Annotated in this window: 19 protein-coding genes; 10 read left to right on the forward strand and 9 right to left on the reverse strand. The window is 46.3% G+C overall.

Annotated features, from left to right (window positions below; genetic code table 11):
• Positions 1-72 precede the first annotated feature (72 nt).
• The 3 genes from adhE to pflB form a co-directional block, all read right to left on the reverse strand.
• Positions 73-2703: a bifunctional acetaldehyde-CoA/alcohol dehydrogenase gene (gene adhE / locus QUB24_RS20010; protein WP_333154931.1), complete on the reverse strand. Its 2631-nt coding sequence runs from the start codon at positions 2701-2703 to the stop codon at positions 73-75.
• A gap of 124 nt (positions 2704-2827) precedes the next feature.
• Complete coding sequence (gene pflA / locus QUB24_RS20015) at positions 2828-3568, reverse strand: pyruvate formate-lyase-activating protein (RefSeq protein WP_333154933.1); 741 nt, start codon at positions 3566-3568, stop codon at positions 2828-2830.
• A gap of 384 nt (positions 3569-3952) precedes the next feature.
• Positions 3953-6181: a formate C-acetyltransferase gene (gene pflB, locus QUB24_RS20020; protein ID WP_333154935.1), complete on the reverse strand. Its 2229-nt coding sequence runs from the start codon at positions 6179-6181 to the stop codon at positions 3953-3955.
• A gap of 429 nt (positions 6182-6610) precedes the next feature.
• On the opposite strand from pflB, the gene QUB24_RS20025 reads away from it, so the two are divergent.
• Positions 6611-9331 carry a bifunctional acetate--CoA ligase family protein/GNAT family N-acetyltransferase gene (locus QUB24_RS20025; RefSeq protein WP_333154936.1) on the forward strand — a complete coding sequence of 907 codons (2721 nt, stop codon included), beginning with the start codon at positions 6611-6613 and terminating at the stop codon, positions 9329-9331.
• A gap of 102 nt (positions 9332-9433) precedes the next feature.
• On the opposite strand, the gene QUB24_RS20030 is transcribed toward QUB24_RS20025, so the two are convergent.
• Entirely contained in the window at positions 9434-10036 is a 603-nt protein-coding gene (locus QUB24_RS20030) for a superoxide dismutase (RefSeq protein ID WP_333155012.1), read from the reverse strand.
• Positions 10037-10417: 381 nt separating this feature from the next.
• Between QUB24_RS20030 and QUB24_RS20035 the strand changes: the two genes are divergently transcribed.
• Entirely contained in the window at positions 10418-10957 is a 540-nt protein-coding gene (locus tag QUB24_RS20035) for a phosphate-starvation-inducible PsiE family protein (RefSeq protein ID WP_333154937.1), read from the forward strand.
• Positions 10958-11463: 506 nt separating this feature from the next.
• On the opposite strand, the gene QUB24_RS20040 is transcribed toward QUB24_RS20035, so the two are convergent.
• A complete protein-coding gene (locus QUB24_RS20040) occupies positions 11464-12015 on the reverse strand; it encodes a peroxiredoxin (RefSeq protein ID WP_333154938.1) in 552 nt (183 codons plus the stop codon).
• Between the two features lie 120 nt (positions 12016-12135).
• On the opposite strand from QUB24_RS20040, the gene QUB24_RS20045 reads away from it, so the two are divergent.
• On the forward strand, positions 12136-13473 hold the full coding sequence (locus QUB24_RS20045) for a peptidylprolyl isomerase (protein WP_333154939.1): 1338 nt from the start codon (positions 12136-12138) through the stop codon (positions 13471-13473).
• Positions 13474-13602: 129 nt separating this feature from the next.
• On the opposite strand, the gene QUB24_RS20050 is transcribed toward QUB24_RS20045, so the two are convergent.
• Positions 13603-14358 (reverse strand): tetratricopeptide repeat protein, encoded by a 756-nt coding sequence (locus QUB24_RS20050; RefSeq protein WP_333154940.1) that lies wholly within the window; start codon positions 14356-14358, stop codon positions 13603-13605.
• Positions 14359-14490: 132 nt separating this feature from the next.
• Here QUB24_RS20050 and QUB24_RS20055 point away from each other — a divergent pair, with 132 nt between their 5' ends.
• The 4 genes from QUB24_RS20055 to QUB24_RS20070 all read left to right on the forward strand — a co-directional run bounded on the left by QUB24_RS20055 (position 14491) and on the right by QUB24_RS20070 (position 16848).
• The gene (locus tag QUB24_RS20055; RefSeq protein ID WP_333154941.1) at positions 14491-14637 is read left to right on the forward strand and encodes a hypothetical protein; all 147 of its coding nucleotides are present in this window, start codon (positions 14491-14493) and stop codon (positions 14635-14637) included.
• Positions 14638-14854: 217 nt separating this feature from the next.
• Complete coding sequence (locus tag QUB24_RS20060) at positions 14855-15559, forward strand: pentapeptide repeat-containing protein (RefSeq protein ID WP_333154942.1); 705 nt, start codon at positions 14855-14857, stop codon at positions 15557-15559.
• A 100-nt stretch (positions 15560-15659) separates the two neighbouring features.
• A complete protein-coding gene (locus QUB24_RS20065; RefSeq protein ID WP_333154944.1) occupies positions 15660-15902 on the forward strand; it encodes a hypothetical protein in 243 nt (80 codons plus the stop codon).
• Positions 15903-16116: 214 nt separating this feature from the next.
• Complete coding sequence (locus QUB24_RS20070; protein WP_445243929.1) at positions 16117-16848, forward strand: cytochrome c biogenesis protein CcdA; 732 nt, start codon at positions 16117-16119, stop codon at positions 16846-16848.
• 138 nt (positions 16849-16986) lie between these two features.
• On the opposite strand, the gene QUB24_RS20075 is transcribed toward QUB24_RS20070, so the two are convergent.
• A complete protein-coding gene (locus QUB24_RS20075; protein WP_333154945.1) occupies positions 16987-17109 on the reverse strand; it encodes a hypothetical protein in 123 nt (40 codons plus the stop codon).
• Positions 17110-17117: 8 nt separating this feature from the next.
• Here QUB24_RS20075 and QUB24_RS20080 point away from each other — a divergent pair, with 8 nt between their 5' ends.
• Positions 17118-18530, forward strand: coding sequence for a cytochrome c biogenesis protein (locus QUB24_RS20080; RefSeq protein ID WP_333154947.1), 1413 nt, complete (start codon positions 17118-17120; stop codon positions 18528-18530).
• 468 nt (positions 18531-18998) lie between these two features.
• A complete protein-coding gene (locus QUB24_RS20085) occupies positions 18999-19196 on the forward strand; it encodes a DUF2283 domain-containing protein (RefSeq protein ID WP_333154949.1) in 198 nt (65 codons plus the stop codon).
• Positions 19197-19233: 37 nt separating this feature from the next.
• Here QUB24_RS20085 and queF read toward each other — a convergent pair whose 3' ends face one another.
• Positions 19234-19653, reverse strand: a complete 420-nt coding sequence (queF, locus tag QUB24_RS20090) for a preQ(1) synthase (RefSeq protein ID WP_333154950.1) — start codon at positions 19651-19653, stop codon at positions 19234-19236.
• Between the two features lie 145 nt (positions 19654-19798).
• Between queF and QUB24_RS20095 the strand changes: the two genes are divergently transcribed.
• On the forward strand, positions 19799-20395 hold the full coding sequence (locus QUB24_RS20095) for a hypothetical protein (RefSeq protein ID WP_333154951.1): 597 nt from the start codon (positions 19799-19801) through the stop codon (positions 20393-20395).
• A gap of 84 nt (positions 20396-20479) precedes the next feature.
• Here QUB24_RS20095 and speD read toward each other — a convergent pair whose 3' ends face one another.
• Positions 20480-20902 carry an adenosylmethionine decarboxylase gene (gene speD, locus QUB24_RS20100; protein ID WP_333154953.1) on the reverse strand — a complete coding sequence of 141 codons (423 nt, stop codon included), beginning with the start codon at positions 20900-20902 and terminating at the stop codon, positions 20480-20482.
• Between the last annotated feature and the right edge of the window lie 92 nt (positions 20903-20994).

The following is a 20994-nucleotide window of genomic DNA, read 5'->3' on the forward strand; positions in this document are numbered from 1 at the left end:
ATAATAAAAAAAATGCTTTTTGCAAAACTGAGATGCTCCCCTTTTCTGGAGAAATCTATAGCACCGCGCCGATTAAACTAAAGTTAACACTCGATCGACCTCAGAAGTGTCGCTGTGAGAGTACGCTTGCAGCAGAAGTTGCTTTAAATCTTCAATCAGCGGATAACGGGGGTTCGCTCCGGTACACTGATCGTCAAAAGCGCGATCGGCCATTTCCTCAACGCGAGCAAAAAAGAAATCATCACTCATTCCCTGACTGGCGATCGCCTCCTGAATCGTGCTAGGAAGATCTACCTCACGCTTGAGAGCTTCTACCGCTGCGATCAACTTCTCAACTTTTTCATCTTCTGTATCGCCGCCCAAATTCAGATAGTCCGCAATTCGAGCATAACGCCACTTGCTGTTAGGATACTTGTTTTGAGAAAAAATCGCTTGTTTGAACGGAACATCCGTTGCATTGTAGCGAATTACATGGGAAATCATCAGCGCATTCGCTAAACCGTGAGGGACGTGGCAAGTTGCACCTAATTGGTGAGCCACGGAGTGACAAACCCCCAGAAAAGAGTTGGCAAATGCCATCCCGGCCATCGTAGCAGCATAATGTACTTTCTCCCGCGCTTTCGGATCGTTAGCACCATTTTTGTAAGCGCTGGGCAGGTATTTAAACAGCAAACGAATCGATTCTAAAGCCAAACCATTTGTATACTCAGAAGCCAACACAGAAACATAAGCTTCTAAAGCGTGGGTTAGCGCATCAATGCCACCGTAAGCAGTCAGTTTCCGGGGCATATTCAGCGTAAGTTCTGGATCGACGATCGCCATACTCGGAGTCAGAGCATAATCTGCAAGCGGATACTTAATCCCCGATCGTTCATCCGTAACAACCGCAAAAGGCGTGACTTCCGAACCCGTTCCCGAAGTAGTGGGAATTGCCACCATAATGGCTTTTGAACCCAAAGGCGGCAGTTCATATACCCGCTTGCGAATATCCATAAACCGCATCGCCAATCCTTCAAACTCAATTTCTGGATGCTCATACATCAGCCACATTACTTTAGCAGCATCCATCGGCGAGCCACCACCAAAGGCAATAATCACATCTGGATGGAAACTATTGCAGATTTCTAAACCTTTGCGAACAGTAGCCAGCGAAGGATCGGGTTCCACATCGTAAAATGTGTAGTGATCGATGCCGATTTCTTCCAAACTATCTGTGACTTCCTTAGTCAATCCCAATTCAAACAAAGGTTTATCCGTCACGATCAAAGCACGTTTCTTACCTGCAAGATCCCTCAAAGCTACAGGAAGACAACCCGACTTAAAATAAATCTTGGGAGGAATGCGGAACCAGAGCATATTCTCGCGACGTTCTGCTACGGTTTTGATATTGAGCAGGTGATGGGGTGTCACGTTGACAGAAATCGAATTATCGCCCCAGCTACCGCAACCGAGGGTAAGGGAGGGATCGAGGCGGAAATTGTACAAATCGCCGATCGCACCTTGAGAAGAAGGCGTATTAATCAGCACCCGCGAAGTCTCTAGTTTGCTTTCAAAATAACGAATGTGCTTCTGATTGTGGGGGGCGGTGTAGAGTACAGAAGTATGTCCGTGTCCGCCAAAAATTATCAGCGCTTCAGCTTTGTCTACTGCTTCAGTAAAGTCCTTGGCGCGGTACATTGCGAGAATCGGCGAAAGTTTTTCACAAGCAAAGGGTTCTTCTTTACCAACCGCCTCCACTTCTCCAATCAAAACCCTGATGTTTGACGGCACTGTAAAACCAGCAATCTGGGCCACTTTTTGCACCGATTGTCCGACTATTTCGGCATTCAATCGACCATCAATTAAGATTACCTGGCGCACTTTGTCCCGTTCTTCAGCATTCAGGAAATAAGCACCGCGCTTGATAAATTCCAGTTGCACGGCATCGTACACCTCATCCACAACAACCACCGATTGTTCCGAAGCACAAATCGTGCCGTTGTCGAAAGTTTTGCTCAGCAAAATTGAGCTGACAGCCATTTGGATGTGGGCGGTTTCATCGATGATGGCGGGAGTATTTCCTGCGCCGACACCGAGGGAGGGATGTCCTGAAGAGTAGGCCGCTTTTACCATTCCCGGCCCGCCAGTTGCCAAAATTAATTTGATATCGGGGTGCTGCATCAAAGCTTGGGAAAGTGGCACAGTTGGCTCATCAATCCACCCAATAATATCCGGTGGTGCGCCGGCTGCTACAGCAGCATCGAGGAGGATTTTTGCCGCCGCAGCCGTGCAGGATTTGGCGCGGGGATGGGGCGAAAATATAATGCCATTTCTCGTCTTGAGCACGATTAAAGACTTAAAGATGGTGGTGGAAGTCGGGTTAGTTACAGGAACGATTCCTGCTAGCAATCCCACTGGTTCGGCAATGCGTTCGTAGCCAAAATGCCGATCGGACTCGATGATACCACAAGTCTTGTCGTTTTTATATTTGTTGTAAATCATTTCCGAGGCAAAATGATTTTTGATTGCCTTATCTTCGATGACTCCCATTCCCGATTCTTTGACTGCTGCTTTGGCTAAGGGAATGCGGGCGGCATTAGCGGCTAAAGCTACTTGCTTGAATATGCGATCGACTTGTTCTTGAGTGTAGGTGGCAAATTCAGCTTGGGCTGCTTTCACTTTTTGAATTAGGACTTCTAATTCTTCTAAATTGGTAACTTTCATGTGGTTTTTCCTGATGTTTATTTCGGGGAAATTATTGCCTCACTCTGTGATTGGTAGGGAACCCGCAGATCAACGGCGATAATTTCAAGATTGTTGGTGACTTGTGTACGCGGTCTTTTAATTATTATATACCGCTAGCTCCGATCGCATTGACCCCGCGACTGCGAAAAATATCAACTGTTTGTTGCACGAGTTCCGGTGAAGCTGGAGGTGTATCCTTGAGTTCGTAATCCAATTTTAATTGCTCCCATTTGTATTCTCCCATTTTATGAAATGGTAATACTTCGACTTTTTCCACATTGTTCAGATTGGCAATAAACTCCGCTAATTTTTCTACGTTTTCGATGTGATCGGTGAGGTGAGGAACTAGAACGAAGCGAATCCACGTCGGTTTGCCAATTTCGCTGAGATATTTGGCCATTGCTAAAGTAGGCTCGATGGAAACATTGGTGACTTTGTAATAGAGTTCGGGAATGTAGGATTTGATGTCCAACAAAACCAGATCGGTCATTTCCAGAACCGGTTTAGCAACGTCTAAAACACAGAAGCCTGATGTGTCCAGCGCTGTATGCAAACCCATTTGATGACAGCGGGTAAAGATTTCTTTGACAAAATCCGGCTGCATCAATGGTTCGCCGCCGCTGACTGTAACGCCTCCTTTCCGCAGGTAGGATTTACATTTTGTAATTTGCTCGATTAAATAATCGACGGTTACTTCTTTACCATCGTGGGAATTGCGACAGTCGGGATTGTGACAGTACAGACAGCGTAACGGACAGCCTTGGGTGAAGACGATAAACCGGATTCCGGGGCCGTCTACGGTACCAAAGGTTTCGATTGAATGAATGCGACCAATTCCAGACATTTAATTTGCTGTTTGTTGGTAGGGATTTTGAGAATAGGGATGAGGGAATCTCGGTGGTAACTTAAGCCTGGAAACTTGCGGATTTTTCGTTTGGTTGCTGAGGCTCGATCCCCCTAAATCCCCCTTAAGAAGGGGAGTAGGGGTTGACTTTGAGAAGTGGACGGTTCCCCTTGAATCCCCAGATAGTCTGGGAAATTTAAGAATACTCTTGTTCCCCCCTTCTTAAGGGGGGTTAGGGGGGATCTGGCCTCATGGTTCAACAGCGAAACTAGACGAAAAAAGACTTATGCAGAACCAATTATGTAGGCGCTTCTTGAGTCCCCCTCAGCTCGGACTTCGTTTGACAAGGAGCGGTTTCAATCGCCGAGTTTTTTCTGCTGGGATTTACACGCGTTCGTGGAAAGTCCGTTTAATCACATCTAATTGCTGTTCGCGGGTAAGTTTGATGAAATTAACCGCATAACCGGAGACGCGAATTGTTAGCTGGGGATAGTTTTCTGGATGTTCCATCGCATCTAGTAATGTTTGCCGATCGAGGGCGTTAACATTGATGTGATGGCCGCCATCGTGGAAGTAACCGTCTATAAGACTAACTAGGTTGTTAGTCCGATCGCTCTCCATTCTGCCCAAGGCTTGCGGTAGAATCGAAAAAGTATTCGATATGCCATCTTGACAATCACTGTAAGGCAGTTTTGCTACAGAAGATAAGGATGCGATCGCCCCACAGGAATCTCGGCCGTGCATCGGGTTAGCACCGGGAGCAAAGGGTTCGCCTGCTTTACGTCCGTCGGGAGTGCTACCAGTTTTTTTGCCGTAAACTACGTTAGAGGTAATTGTGAGTACCGATTGAGTCGCTACAGCGCCACGGTAGGTTTTGTGCTGGCGAATTTCGTTCATGAAGCTTTGCACAAGTTCGATGGCTATACTGTCTACGCGATCGTCATTATTGCCATATTTGGGATATTCTCCTTCGATCGAGTAATCCACTGCCAAACCTTGCTCGTTGCGAATCACCTTAACTTTAGCGTTTTTAATCGCCGATAGCGAGTCCGTCACCACGGACAATCCGGCAATTCCGCAGGCCATTGTCCGGTAAACATCGCGATCGTGCAATGCCATTTCCAGCCGTTCGTAGCAGTATTTGTCGTGCATATAGTGAATGACATTCAACGTATTGATATACGTTTTTGCCAACCACGCCATCATGTCGTGGAACCGCGCTCTTACCTCGTCATAATCGAGATATTCGGTAGTAATCGGTGGGAACTGCGGCGCGATTTGGTCGCCGGACTTCTCATCTTTACCGCCGTTAATCGCATAGAGCAAAGTCTTAGCCAAGTTAACTCGCGCGCCGAAAAACTGCATTTGCTTGCCAATTCGCATGGCGGAAACACAACAGGCGATCGCGTAATCATCGCCGTATTGAGGACGCATCAAATCGTCGTTTTCGTACTGAATCGAACTCGTCTCGCTGGATACCTTCGCACAGAAGAGTTTGAAGTTTTCCGGCAAGTTTTCCGACCACAATACGGTGAGATTTGGTTCGGGTGCAGTACCGAGGTTTGACAGGGTGTGCAAGAATCGGAAACTGTTACGAGTTACCAATGTTCTACCGTCATCGCTGATACCGCCGATCGCCTCTGTTACCCAAGTTGGATCGCCAGAAAACAGAGCGTTATAGTCGGGAGTTCGCAAAAACCGCACGATGCGGAGTTTCATTACAAAATGGTCGATCAGTTCTTGCAATTCCACTTCGGAACTCGCGCCACTTTGTAAATCGCGCTCGAAATAAATGTCTAAAAACGTCGATACGCGGCCGAGAGACATCGCTGCCCCGTTTTGTTCTTTCACTGCTCCCAAGTAGCCAAAATACAGCCACTGGACAGCTTCTCGTGCATTTGCTGCCGGACGGCTAATATCAAAGCCGTAGCTAGCCGCCATTTCTTTTAACTCAAACAATGCCCGAATTTGCTCGGATAACTCTTCGCGCAAACGAATTGTTGCCTCGTCCATCACCTCTAGTTCGAGTGATTCTTGCTGTGTTTTTTTATCCTCAATTAGGCGATCGACACCGTACAAAGCAACGCGCCGATAGTCACCAATTATCCGCCCGCGTCCATAGGCATCTGGCAAACCTGTGATGATACCAGAACGTCTCGCCAGACGCATCGAGCGCGTGTAAACATCGAATACGCCATCGTTATGAGTTTTGCGATATTTCGTAAATATTTCTTCAGTTTGCCGATCGAGCTGATAGCCGTAAGCTTCTAAACCTGCCTTGACAACGCGAATCCCGCCCAAGGGCATAATCGCGCGTTTCAAAGGTCGATCGGTTTGCAAACCTACTATTTGTTCTAAGTCGCGATCGATGTATCCTGCTGCATGAGCCGTGATCGATGTGGGAACTTTTGTATCAACATCCAATACACTTTTTTCGCGCTCTTGCTTCATTAATTCCAGAACTTTTTGCCAAAGCTGCTGGGTTTTTTCGGTTGGTGCTGTGAGAAATTCTGCATTCCCTTCGTAGGGGGTGTAATTCTTTTGGATGAAGTCTCTGACGTTGACTTCCGTTGTCCAGTTGCCTTCAGTAAAGCCGTGCCATTCTGCAAACATAGCTTGCTTTCACCTCAATTTTTTATTAGCGATCGATCTTTTCTGCTTCGACCACTACATCTAGTATATATTTAATTTCAATATTTTAAATACCCGGTTCGCTATTTGTTACAAAAGTTGACTTGCTAATTTGGTGGGAAGAATTAAGATAGATAGTAGGCAGAACATCCTCGTGAATTGTTGAGGAAGCTCTGACCAAAGGGGTTCCCGAACTAACACTTTTACAACCCAAATGTTGTTTAAGGGCGGGCGTGTCGGAAACGGGCAATGAGATTTTTTTTTTCAGGAACCGCGAACACCCGAAGAAGATGAAGAAAAAGCAGAAAAAAAGCAGAAAAAGAGTTCGGATTTGATTCGGTGATAGTTATCGAAAGCAGAGCAATATTAATTGCTGATTAATTGAAGTAGGGTACTATGCAGATAAATTCAATGAATCAAAGCACTGCGAGCGATCGGGCTCACGATATTTGGAAAGAACAGCGTCATCCGCTCGATCGGATTTTTCGGCCTCGCTCCGTGGCTGTAATCGGCGCAACAGAGAGAGAAGGAAGCGTCGGACGAACTCTCCTGTGGAACTTGATTCGGAATCCGTTTGGCGGCACAGTTTTTCCGGTGAATCCCCAGCGCCACAGCGTCTTGGGGCTCAAGTCTTATCCTGACATTGCTAGCGTCCCGGAAGTAGTGGATCTGGCGGTGATTGCTACGCCGGCTGCTGGGGTGCCGCAAGTGATCCGCGAATGTATCGCTGCTGGGGTGAAAGGGGCAATTATTGTTTCTGCTGGCTTTAAAGAGATTGGTGCGGCTGGGGAGGCTTTAGAACAGCAAGTTCTCGCCCAAGCGCGTCTGGGTGGAATGCGGATTATCGGCCCAAATTGCCTCGGTGTGATGAATCCTGTGGTTGGGCTCAATGCTACTTTTGCAGGTACGATCGCCCGTCCGGGTAATGTCGCTTTCATCAGTCAAAGCGGCGCCCTCTGTACTTCGATCCTAGACTGGAGTTTGGGGGAAAATGTCGGTTTTAGCGCCTTTGTATCGATCGGCTCTATGCTCGATGTCGGTTGGGGCGATCTGATCGAGTATTTCGGGGACGATCCCCATACTCACAGTATCGTTTTGTACATGGAATCTATGGGTGATGCTCGTTCGTTTCTGTCCGCCGCCCGCCCAGTGGCGATCGACAAACCGATCATCATTCTCAAGGTAGGACGTACCGCCGCCGCCGCCCAAGCCGCCGCTTCCCATACGGGAGCTTTGACCGGCAGCGATGACGTGCTTAACGCTGCTTTCCGCCGCTGTGGCGCGTTGCGGGTACATACTATTTCCGATTTGTTCGACATGGCAGAAATTCTGGCCAAGCAACCGCGACCGCAGGGCAACCGCCTATCGATCGTCACCAATGCAGGAGGCCCAGGGGCGATCGCCACTGATGCCTTAATTAGCGACGGCGGTGCGCTGGCAGAGTTGGCACCGGAGACGCTGCAGCAGCTTGATGAGTTTTTGCCACCTCAGTGGAGTCATCACAACCCGATCGATATTTTGGGCGATGCTAGTAGCGATCTTTACGCCAAAACTCTAGAAGTGGTCGCTCCCGATCCCAATAGTGACGGATTGCTGGTCATCCTGACGCCACAAGCGATGACAAATCCCACCCAAACCGCAGAAAAACTCAAGTCTTACAGCAAACTCGGAAAGCCCTTATTAGCAAGCTGGATGGGTGGCGTGGAAGTGTCAGCGGGAACGCAAATTCTCAATCAGGCAAATATTCCGACTTTCCCTTATCCCGATACCGCCGTCAGGTTATTCAACTATATGTGGCGGTACAGCTACAACCTGCGCGCTATCTACGAAACGCCATCTCTCCCCGCTGATTGCGAAATCGAGACTTCCGGGTGTGCGACTGCTGCCAAGATTTTGACTGCCGCCCGCCAAAATAATCGCACTTTATTAACCGAGTACGAATCAAAACAGTTGCTGGCAGCTTACGGCATTCCCACCGTAGCGACAGAAATTGCAGCGAGTGCGGCCGAAGCTGTGGAAATTGCCGATCGCCTCGGCTATCCTGTGGTGCTAAAACTCCATTCTGAGACGATTACTCACAAAACTGAGGTGGGGGGCGTCCAACTAAATTTAAGCGATGCTAAGGCTGTAATTAGTGCTTTTGAGGCGATCGCCCAGCGGGTACGGGCGATCGATCCTGCAGCGTTTCTCGGCGTAACCGTGCAGCCGATGGTGAATTTGGAAGGCTACGAACTAATTTTGGGTAGCAGTATCGACCCACAATTCGGGCCGGTGATGCTGTTTGGTTCCGGCGGACAATTAGTGGAAGTCTTTCAAGATCGATCGCTCGCACTTCCGCCTTTAAATACTACCCTAGCGCGCCGGATGATGGAGCAAACTCGCATCTATAAAGCTTTGCAAGGAGTGCGCGGTCGATCGGCAATTGACCTGGTACAACTCGAACAGTTATTAGTTCGTTTTAGTCAACTGATTGTAGAGCAACCTCAAATTGCCGAGATTGATATTAATCCACTGTTGGTTTCTCCTGAAGGTGCGATCGCTCTTGATGCCCGCGTTGTTCTCCAGACAACGGAAAACCGCATTTCACCCGCGATTCGCCCCTATCCTACGCAATACGTTCAAAAATGGTCAACGGAGGGCGATCGTCCCCTCACCATCCGTCCGATTCGCCCAGAAGATGAGCCGCTGATGGTGCTGTTCCACAAAGAACTTTCGGAAGAGAGCGTGTATTTGCGCTACGCTCACATGGTAAAGTTAAAGCACCGCATCGCTCACGAACGTTTGACCCGGATTTGTTTTATTGACTACGATCGGGAAATGGTGTTAGTAGCCGATCGTCAAGACCCGGAAACCTCAGAACACCGGATTTTGGGAGTAGCGCGTCTGAGCAAACTCCACGGCACAAACCAAGCGGAATTTGCCCTGATCGTTAGCGATAGCTATCAGCAGCGCGGTTTGGGAACAGAATTATTGAGGCGGATGTTGCAAATTGGTCAGGAAGAGAAATTAGAGGCGATCGTCGGCTACATTCTCAGTAGCAACTACAAGATGCACAGCCTCTGTAAAAAACTCGGATTTGAACTCCACCCAGACCGAGACGAAGGAATGTTGAAAGCTGTTTTTGTCTGCTAATAGCAAGTTTGTTCACATAATTCTCATTCATCATGACCAAAGTCCTCACTACAAACTTTATCGGTTCGTAGTGAGGACTTTAGTCCTCAAACTAAGATGCTACTAAGCCGCAGCCAAATTTGCTGCTGCAAACTCCCAGTTAGCCAAATTATCCAAGAAATTAGTAATGTAGTCGGGACGGCGGTTTTGGAAATCCAAATAATAAGCGTGTTCCCACACATCCAAAGTCAGCAACGGAGTTTGGCCGTGTGCTACGGGGGTGTCAGCGTTAGCAGTTTTGGTAACTTTCAAAGTGCCGTTGTCCAAAACCAGCCAAGCCCAGCCACTACCGAACTGAGTTGTCGCAGCAGTCTTGAATTCTTCTTTGAATTTGTCGAAGCTGCCGAAGTCGGCGTTGATTTTCTCAGCTAAAGCTCCTGTCGGAGTGCCACCGCCGCCCGGTGCGAGGGAATTCCAGAAAAAATTGTGGTTCCAAACTTGACCTGCATTGTTGAAAATGCCGGCTTTGGATGGGTCTTTAGCAGATTCCTTGACAATTTCTTCAAGGGATTTGCTCGCCATTTCAGTTCCTTCAATCAGTTTATTCAGATTGGTCACGTAAGCAGCGTGGTGCTTGTCGTGGTGGAATGAAAAAGTGTTGGCCGACATATGACCTGACTCTAGGGCGTCAGCGGCGAAGGGTAATGGTGCAAGTTCAAATGTCATTGTGTTCAATCCTCTCTGGATTACTTTTGGTTTTTGGGCTAACTTTCCGGCTTTTGTATGATTAAAGCCGAGAGTCGCTAGCTTGAGTTTATCAAGCTGTGGTAAATAATTCTTTACAATTTTCATATTTTATAGCAGTTGCAGCATTTCAGCATTCAGACTTGTATTTTTTAGATATCAAAGCTACTTATTGCAGGCTCCACATAGCATAAAGTATCACTAAATGTCAAGCCACCTGGGTGGCAAATAAAAGTGTGTGTGAAATTGTCAACCAATCGAAATTTTATGAGACTGATAAATAGATTAAACCTGTAAATTGTCAAAGATTAACCTAAGTTCAATTAAGCTGTAAAAAAGTCAAACAAGTTGCAGGAGCTGTCAATGGAAAAGCGTTTAAACAACTCGTCCAGTCACCCCCCTCAATGGTTGAATCTGCAATTAATTGTCACCGCTCTGGAAACAGTCCAAGACTTAATTGTAATTTCTCTATGTATTGGTTTGTTTTGTTTCATGGTGCTAGAACTGCGAGAAATGTTCTTCTCGCTGCTACCTCCTTTGAATTTCCAGGAAGTCACTGCTGACATTCTATTCTTATTGGTTTTGGTGGAATTATTTCGCCTGCTAATTATTTATTTACAAGAGCAGCGGGTTTCGATAGGTGTGGCTGTGGAAGTTTGTATAGTATCTGTTTTGCGAGAAGTGATCGTGCGGGGAGTTCTGGAAACTCCCTGGGTTCAAATATTATCAACAGGCGCATTTTTGCTGGTTTTGGGAGTGTTGTTGGTAGTCCGAGTTTGGTTGCCGCCAACCTTCGAGGGAATTGACCCGGAACGTCGCTTGGCTAGCAGAAATAGAAAATTTTCAGAGCCTGAATCTTTTGCCGAGCCTGTTGCAGTCAATAGCAAGTTTAATTCTCATTGAATATGGCATGACAGGCGATTTTAGATTTTAAATTTACTCTGATATTGCTTGTCACGTTACCAGCCATCATTTCCCGTAAAACTGAGATGTTGCACCCTTGTCAAGAACAGGCTCTCCTGCCCGTTCCACAAAGAGTAGATTTTCTCCTAGGGTGGGCAGGAGAGCCCACCCAAAAAAGGATTATTGAGAATGCAATACGGTTCAGTTAAGCTCGATCACCCTGGCGCCCCCCTTCCCAAGGGGAGTAGGGGGTGGGACAAGAAATTACTCTTGCGTCCCCCAACAATCAGGGGGATGCGAGGGGGATCTCGCCCGGAATAAATAGTTTTAACCCAAGCGTATTGATTGAGAATGGTGCAAGATGTGAGATCAAATCAACCTGATAACCTTTGCAGTGAGGACTAAAATCATCTGCATTTTCAGAGGATTTTAGTCCTCACTACACACACAAGCTTCCTCAGTCATTCCCAATTATTCCAATCTAAAATCTAAAATCTAAAATGGTATTACCCGTTAGCCTGCAATTCCTGCAACCGGGCAAACACTTCTTTAGAATGAATCGCCGGATTAATCTTCACAAAAGTTTCCCGCAAAATGCCTTCAGGGTCAATAATAAAACTGTGTCGCGCGGAGATAAAACTCATCCAAGAACCGTAAGCTTTACTCACTTTACCATCCGTATCAGCTAACAGCGGAAACTTCAAACCTTCCGAATCGCAAAATTCCGCGTGGGAATCGACATCATCAGCGCTAATACCTATAATTTGAGTATTCTTTGCCAAGTATTTCGGCAAGTCTTGCTGAAATCGACGCGCTTCGATCGTACATCCCGAAGTAAAGTCTTTCGGATAAAAATAGACTACCAGCCACTTACCGCGATAATCGGACAGGGAGACTTGTCCGTCGCCGCTGTTTGTCGGCAAACTAAAATCCGGCGCTGGTTGATTCACCGCCGGAAGCTTGCCACCGAGAGCCAATGCAGGTGTGGCAAAATTGAAACTTAGAACAACTAGACAAATTGCCAATAAAGTGCTAAAAAACTTGCGACGGGACATCATAAATTTTAGAAGTAGAACTGTACTTAAGACAAGTTTACAGTTTTCTGATTAAATGGGTAAGGGCAATTCGCGGATTGCTTCTAAAACCCAACGATCACTCACTCAAATAGCAATTTACCCATGAGCGCTGCACTCCCGTTAACAGGCAAAGCTATAGTAGTCCAGATAATTAACGGTCAACCCGTTACGATCGAAGTAGACGGCACTAATGCCCCGATTACTGGGGGAAATTTTGTCGATTTGGTTGAACGTGGCATTTACGACGGGGTGATGTTTCACCGAGTTGTGCGCCAGCCAGATCCTTTTGTGGTGCAAGGAGGCGATCCGCGCAGCAGAGATACGACAATTCCAGCCAGTCAATTGGGAACGGGTAGTTTTATTGACCCGGATACCAATCAGGCGCGTTTTATTCCTTTGGAAATTAAGCCACAAGGGGCCGCGCAACCTGTTTACAACCAAGTTGTAACCCAGACGCCGCAGTTACAGCATACTCGCGGGGCTGTGGCAATGGCTCGTTCTAATGCTTTGAATTCGGCTTCTTCGCAGTTTTATTTTGCTTTGGATGATTTGCCATTTTTGGATGGTAATTATGCTGTTTTTGGCAACGTTATTCAAGGTTTTGAAACGGTGAATGCGGTGCAGCAGGGCGATCGCATTTCGACTGCAAAAGTCGTTCAAGGAATCGTTCCCAGTCGGGTTTCTAGCATAGTTAGCGATGTTAATGCGCTCAACGCTTTAATCAATAGTACCAATTTCGTAAATCTATCTTTGCGAGCGCTCAGACTGTCAGACACTACCAATAACTATCAAGTCACTTCCCAAGACTCTCAGCAAAATCCCAGCGGTGTAGTGGGAGGTAGCGGCAACAATGCGATCCTCGGTTCACCGACGGATGATGCAATTAATGGCAGCCAAGGCAACGATACCCTCACGGGCGAAGCGGGTGACGACTTTCTCAGAGGCGGCAAAGGTAACGACTCCATTAGCGGAGGTGTGGGCGACGATATTATCAACGGAAATCTCGGCGACGATATTATCAATGCCGATGCTGGTAACGACTTTTTGCGAGGCGGCAGAGGAAACGATGTTTTAATCGGCGGCGATGGTAACGATTTTTTGATTGGCGATACTGGCAGCGATACTCTCACTGGTGGTGGCGGTACTGATACGTTTGTTCTGGTTACGGGTGAAAATCTGGAGTTGGATGGGACGAGCGATATAATTCTTGATTTTAGGCCGGGAGATGGCGATCGTATTGGCTTAACCAGCGGTTTATCCAACACCTCATTCACCCAATCTGGCAGCAACACACTCATTCAATTTGGAGGAGTTACTTTGGCTGTCGTTCAAAATGCCGTCCCCGCAGCAGTTCAAAATGCTGCTTTTGCAATTAACTCTCCTGGTCCTTTCCTTGTCGATAACTTGCCCCCCGGAGACGCCGCCTTGAGAGTTGGCTAACTTTAACAAGACTCACGCCATAATTATAGGTGTAGGGTGCTCTTCGGTGCACCTTACCTGATTATCAATTCCCAATTCCCAATTCCCAATTCCCAATTCCCAATTCCCAATTCCCAATTCCCAATTCAACTAATACCATAGCTGGCTAATTTTAGAAACCGCATCTTGATAAGAATCCATTCTCCCCTGCAGCTTAAAAAGCCCTGCAGCCTTCTGAAAATCCTCAAATGCTCCATGAACCTCTCTCAATTTATATCTAGTCACTCCTCGGTTAAAGTAAGCTTTAGCAAAATCGCTATCCAGGCGAATTGCTGACTCAAAATCAGCTAGTGCTGCCAGGGAATTCTCCATTTTCAGGCGGATAGCACCTCGGTCAAAGTAATAGTGAGCTACATTAGGGTTGAGCAGCAGTGCCGAGTTATAATCCGCGATCGCCGCAGTATAATCTTTTAAACGAGTCAGCATAAACCCCCGATTGCTGTAATACTTGGCTCGGTAAGGATTGAGTTCGATGGCTGTAGTTAAATCTTCGATAGCCGATTGCTTGTAGCCTAATTTGTAGCGGGCCACACCGCGATCGTTGTAAGCTGACGCGAATAGCGGATTAATGTTAATTGTAGCAGTAAAATTTTTAATAGCGCCGTGCAAGTCTTGTTCTTCGAGATTTTTTAAACCCTGAGTGTAAAACTTTTGGGTACTAACTTTTAAATTTGCCTCTTGTCGGGATTCAGCTTGCTCCCCCGGAAATACTTTGCCTGCAATATTAGTGAATCCCAAAGATTCGATCGAATTGAAAATAGTTGTGACAACTAATTGGCTTGGGAGAAGGGGGATAGGAGGCATGGGAGGAGTGGTGTTCAACTGTATGCTCTTATTTTCCTCCATACTTCAGCTACTGACAGTGATATCCGTAGTCTCAGGAACGTGATAAGTTTGATGAGATTTGGTGATGCTGGGGCTTGACTTGTGTGATGAAAGTTGGGCTTAGTTAGTGATGACGATCGCAATTGTGAAAAAATGCGTCTACAACCCTTTACCTATAAGCTTTTCAGGCTAGCTGGGCGGTTTCTTTCTTCCCATATTGAGCAGTTCCTACGGGGATTGTTTGCAGGTATGCCCCTGGGGGAGCGATCGCAACTGCCCGCAGCAAGTATTACTTTGTAGCGATATTCGATCGGGATTTGTCCATCGAACACGGCCATCTTAAACCCGGTTTTTACTCACGCCCAGAGCACCATTCTCGCTTAACAGGCTTTCCGGCCTGTTCCACAAATTACTAATATTTTTGAGTAATATTGCTGAGGAAAGTTGCCGATTATTTGCTATGCTTTGATTAGACATCAATAATTTATGGCACAAATTAGTGTCAATGAAAAAAGTTATGAGGTTGAAAACTTTCTTCGCTGCATTGTTGGCGATCGTCCTGTTCACTCTCTACTTAACTCCTCCTGTGATGGCCGCGAATGGGGAGGATTTGAGTCACCTATTAAAAGATAATTGGTGCGTCAGCTTTCTGTGGAAGCAATGCGATTTGAGCGCTGTCGATTTGCGGGGCGCTAATCTCCAAGAAGCCAATTTGAGCGGCGCTAATTTGTCCGGCGCTAATTTGTCCGGTGCTAACTTAAAAAATGCGGATCTTTCTGACGCAGACCTCACCGGCGCTAATTTAGCAAATGCTGATATTTTAGGCACGGATCTCAGTCGAGCCAATTTGACAGAAGCTAATTTCAACGGTACGAAGTTGTGGGATGCTAATCTGACTTTGGCAAATCTGAGCCGCGCCAATTTACAAGATGCTAATGTCTTAGATTCTCGACTTTGGGGAAGCAATCTTACCCAAGCTAACTTAACGGATGCGACGCTGCACGGTGCTGACTTGCAATATGCTAATTTGGCAGACACTAATTTAACAGGTGCTGACTTGCACAGCTTCTTTTTCCGAGGTTCCAAACAAGTCACAAATTTGAGCAATGCTAATTTAGAAGGCGCTACTTTAACGGGAGCAAATTTCAGAGGTGCGGTGCTGGCTGGGGCAATAATGCCGGACGGGTCTATTAATGAAGAAAGTGGCTTTAATTTAAATTAAAGTAAAATTAAAGTCTGCTTGAATAATTTCAACAACAGGCTTTCGGGCCGATTTCGCATTATCGGGTGTAGCGGCGCCCGTTGCCAAAAACTTGTTGAGGATGCTGTCAAGATCTCAATTTAAATCAGGGTGCGATCGACCTTTTAACTCCCAAGCTGCGCCCATTGCCAACAGCTTGTTGAGGATGCTGTCAAGATATCAATTTAAACCAGGGTGCGATCGACCTTTTAACTCCCAACCAGTAAATATCGCTAAAATCTTAAATCTCAAACCGAACCTGCACGCATCTGTTACAATTTTCAACAAAGCCACAACACCCGCGAACCTGAAGTCACCTGCCTAGGGGTACAAGCCCCCGACAGGAGTCGTGAAGAGCAAAAAAATTAGATATTTAGTTTAAACTCCCAGATTCATCTGTAGAGACTCTCTAAAATCTAAAATCGATGGGCTGTGGAGTAAATCTAAAATCTAATAATCTAAAATCTAAAATCTAAAATCTAAAATCGATGGGCTGTGAGTCAATCTAAAATCTAAAATCTAAAATCTAAAATCGACTGATGGAAACCCTGCAAACTCAACTTTACGAAATCGCACAATTTGCTAATAATTTAGTAAATACTCAACTGACAAACCTCAGTTTAGTCAGCGTCGGAGTCATCTTTCTGGCAGGGTTGCTAACAAGCTTAACGCCCTGTATGCTTTCAATGTTGCCGATCACGATCGGCTACATCGGTGGATACGAAGCAAAAAGTCGCCTGCAAGCCGCCGCCCAGTCGGCGTGGTTTTCCCTGGGATTAGCCACCACCCTTGCGGGTTTAGGTATTGTAGCATCATTTGCCGGACAAGTTTACGGCAAAATTGGCCTGGGTTTGCCAATTCTTGTCAGCATTATTGCTATTCTAATGGGGCTGAATTTACTCGAAGCTTTACCCTTACAAATGCCGTCTTTCGACGCTGTGGGGTGGGTTCCGAAAGATTTGCCGGCGGGTGTGCGATCGTACTTATTGGGCTTAACTTTTGGTTTAGTAGCCTCTCCCTGCAGCACTCCGGTTTTAGCTACACTCTTAGCTTGGGTTTCCAAAACGGGAGATACAGTTTTAGGTGGTGTGTTGCTGCTGTTTTACGCTGCTGGCTACGTCGCTCCGCTAATAATAGCAGGTACTTTTACTGCCAGCATTAAAAAGTTGTTAGAATTACGTCGGTGGTCGAGTTGGATTACGCCTGTTAGCGGCGTTTTGCTAGTAGGATTTGGCGTTTTCTCTCTGCTTTCCCGAATCCTTCCCGCGTAATGCTTGTAGTCAGGGCTTCAGCCCTTATTTAGAGATATAGCAATCACTAAGGAATGCGTGAATTAATTTTTTTTTAACGAACCGCGAAGGCGCGAAGAACACGAAGGAAGACAGAAAAGAGAAAGACTTCAAAATTGATTATACAGGCTCGAAAATAATAAGATTTTCTTCATTTTTTGTTGTTCCCTCCTCTTTCTTCCTTCTTCCCTCTTCCTTCTTCCCTCTTCCTTCTTCCTTCTTCCTTCTTCCTTCTTCCTTCATAATTACCAATGACATCCAAAGAAGTGTTTCTATCAAAACTCTCAAGCTGGGCGACTGCCCCTCAAAGGTTTTTCAAGCGAGAAATCTTGCCGGTGCTAGCAGATTTGCGGCTGGCCATTATCTTGCTGCTGACGATCGCATTTTTCAGCATTTCCGGCACTGTCATCGAACAAGGCCAATCAGTACCCTTTTACCAATCTAACTATCCAGAACACCCTGCTTTGTTCGGCTTCCTAACTTGGAAAGTTGTGCTAATTGCAGGACTTGACCACGTATACCGCACTTGGTGGTTTTTGTCAATCCTAATTTTGTTTGGCAGCAGCTTAACAGCTTGTACATTTACCCGACAATTTCCTGCACTAAAAGCCGCCCGCCGCTGGAAATTTTATGAAGAACCAAAGCAGTTTGAAAAATTAGCTCTCAGTGCAGAATTAGAAACAGTTTCTTTAACTTCGTTAGAACCACTTTTGCAGCAAAAAAACTACCGCATATTTCGAGAAGGCGAAAAAGTTTATGCCCGCAAGGGAATAATTGGCAAAATCGGCCCGATTATTGTTCACGCCAGTATGCTAATTATTTTAGCTGGGTCGATATGGGGCGCAATGACGGGATTTCTAGGTCAAGAAATGGTTCCCAGCGGCGAAACATTTCAGGTACAGAATATTCTGGATGCGGGGCCTTGGGCCGGGCCGCAAATACCGAAGGATTGGTCGATGCGAGTTAATCGGTTCTGGATTGATTATACTCCCGAAGGCGGCATCGACCAATTTTACTCTGATCTGTCAGTTTTGGACAAAACAGGCCAAGAGGTCGATCGCAAAACCATTCACGTTAACGAGCCCCTCAGATATCGGGGAGTCACATTTTATCAAGCAGATTGGGCAATAGCCGCCGTGCGAGTTCGCCTCAACAAAAGCCCGGTTTTACAATTGCCAATGGCTCAGTTAGACACCCAAGGTAAAGGCCGAATTTGGGGAGCTTGGATTCCCACAAAACCAGATTTGAGTGCGGGAGTTTCTCTGCTAGCAAAAGACTTGCAAGGAACGATGTTAGTGTACGGTACGGATGGCAAATTGTTAACTACAGTTCGCGCCGGCACGGCGGTAGAAGTTAATGGAGTCATGCTGACAATTGACGAAGTTGTAGGCAGTACGGGATTACAAATTAAAGCCGATCCGGGCATTCCGATCGTTTATACTGGCTTCGGGTTGCTGATGCTCAGCGTGCTGATGAGCTATCTGTCTCACTCGCAGATTTGGGCTTTGGAAAAAAACGGCAAACTATACGTCGGCGGGCGCACTAATCGCGCTCAGGTGACTTTTGAGAGAGAAGTTGTGGAGATTTTGGACAAGTTGGCAGAATCGAAACAAGAGGAAGAAAAGAGCGAAATAGCGCCGACTTCTCTAGCGAATCAAAACTAACCGTAGGGTGCGCTAGGCGCACCTTACACCAGGTGAAAAACGGATAATTAAACAGGAAATAAATGTGATAGAAAGGATTTAGTTCAGTCAACACGCCTTACTAAAAATAGAGATTCTAGAAAGTCGCGGGGTTACAATATCAACAGATTTGATTTCGGAAACTATCAGAACCCCTAGTAATACCAATTTTTTATGAGGTTGCATAGAATCCGATCCCCCCTAGCCCCCCTTAATAAGGGGGGGACAAGATTCTTCTCAAAGTCAACCCCTACTCCCCAACAACCAGGGGGATTTAGGGGGATCGAGATATGTGCAAGTTCACATTAAATTGGTATAAGTTAGAAGCAAGTGGTGAAGGAAAGTTTATTTGTCAACAGAGATTGAATGGACTTGTCCTAAGAGTAGTTTACCAAGAATATGATGATAAAATTTTAGTAATTACTGCTTATCCTGGTAAGATGTCAAGATATGAAAAAGATTAGATATAGCCCTGATGTAGATGCGATGCTGATCGAAATTTCCGATTGCCCGCTCGCCTATGCCGAAGATGAAGGAAACATGATTCTGCACTATTCTAGCAGCGGAGAACTGGTGTTGATTGAAATATTAAATGTCAAACAATTTATGTCATTAGAATCTCTCTCCGATGAGATACCTACCCGCTAAAGCAGTTCAAGCGGGCGGACACTCACAGGGACTGCACCTACTTCTGGTGCGACACCTCAATCACGGTGTGGACGTTCCCCCGTGGGGAAAAATCGCCCTTAATCGTAGCTTCCAGCGGCGCGCAAGCTGCGACAAAATCGTCTAAAATTTGATTGATCGATTCTTCGTGAGAAATGTAGCGATCGCGATAACTGTTGACGTACAGTTTCAGCGCCTTTAACTCTACCACCCGCTCGTCTGGCACATAAGTAACGTGAATTGTCGCAAAATCGGGATAGCCAGAAAACGGACACTTGCAAGTAAACTCTGGCAACGTAATGTTAATCGAGTAGCGCCGCCCGACTCGCGGATTCGGAAAAGTAATTAACTCCCCTTCCAAAATCTGGCGTTCGCCGTATTTCATTTCTTCGGTGCTTGACTTTTGCGACATAGTTTGTTCGGGTGCGTGGTTGTTCATAGCGATCGACTAAAAACTTGTAACATTAAATTAATTTTACGTTCAATATCTGTAACAAATATCTTGACGAATTGTGTTGCGATCGATCTAATTGCAAATACTCTCAGGCTAAACTAAAACAAGTTCACCCTCGCCATCTACAATTATGCAAAATACTACCTTATCTGACAATACTTCCCCTGAAAACTCAAATAGTTACTCTCCATCAGTACCAATTTCCCTCTATCGAGAAGTCACGGCAGAGCTGCAAGCAGCCCAAGCTATGGTGGACTCCCTCAAAACCCACAACCAGCAATTAGTCCAACAAAATCAACAACTGCGGCGAGAAGTAGAAACAGTAGTTCAAGTATCCCAACAGTTACAGCAAGTAGTCAACTCGGCTCAGAGCATCACCCAGACAGGGATGCCTCAAATGCCGTCAGTCAAATTCAATTTCAGCATTGAACCTCCGCCCCCACCACCTGTAACCTCGCAGACTAACTCTGCCATACCTCAACCACCTCAGACAGTGGCTTTCCCCTTCCCACTACCGGAACCGGAACCAACAGCCACCTCGATGCCGCAGCCACTTCCCGAAAAATTATTTACAGAGGTGCCGGAAACTCCTTACCGTGTGCGATCGCAACTCAAAAAAACCTCAGATTTAAGCGGATTGTGGTTGGCGATCGCAATTTTTCTGATTGTGATTGCAGCTTTCGGTGCAGGTTATTTAGTTGTCCGCCCTTTATTAATGAAAAAGTAAATTCCAACAAGAATCCCACGGTTCGATCCGTGGGATTTTAAGCAGAACCTAGCATAAAATGTTGAAAGTTACGCTAATTGGCCCTTATACTCTGGCGGCACTCGTTTCTACTGTACGAGGCGCATACTGCTCTTCACAAGCAGATTCTAGGATGCCCACCCCGGGCTCGAAACCGCGCGTGAACTCAGTGAGTTTTACCTGTTTAGCTTCCAAAGCTGTCTGTAGCACCTTCATGGCTCGGTGAGGGTCGCCGGCCCCGCAGAAAAATAAGTCTGCAGCAAAATAACCGTGTTCAGGCCAAGTATGGATTGCTATATGAGACTCTGCCAAAGTAGCAGTAGCTGTCACTCCGTGAGGACTAAACTGGTGTACGCACAAATCGATGAGAGTAGCTCCTCCGGCTTCGATCGCATCGAGAATAGCGCGGCGGATACGTTCAGGATCGTTGAGCAGGTCTCCCGGAGACTGCCAAGCATCAGCGACCAGATGGGTTCCCAATTGTTTCATTCTGCGGGGTTTTACCTCTATTGATTTTTAAGTCTCAAACCTTTTAACCATAGCACGGTGTCAAAAATTTTGCAAGTATGTTTCACAAAGAA

The sequence above is a fragment of the Microcoleus sp. B9-D4 genome (assembly GCF_036705105.1).
Lineage (GTDB): Bacteria > Cyanobacteriota > Cyanobacteriia > Cyanobacteriales > Microcoleaceae > Microcoleus.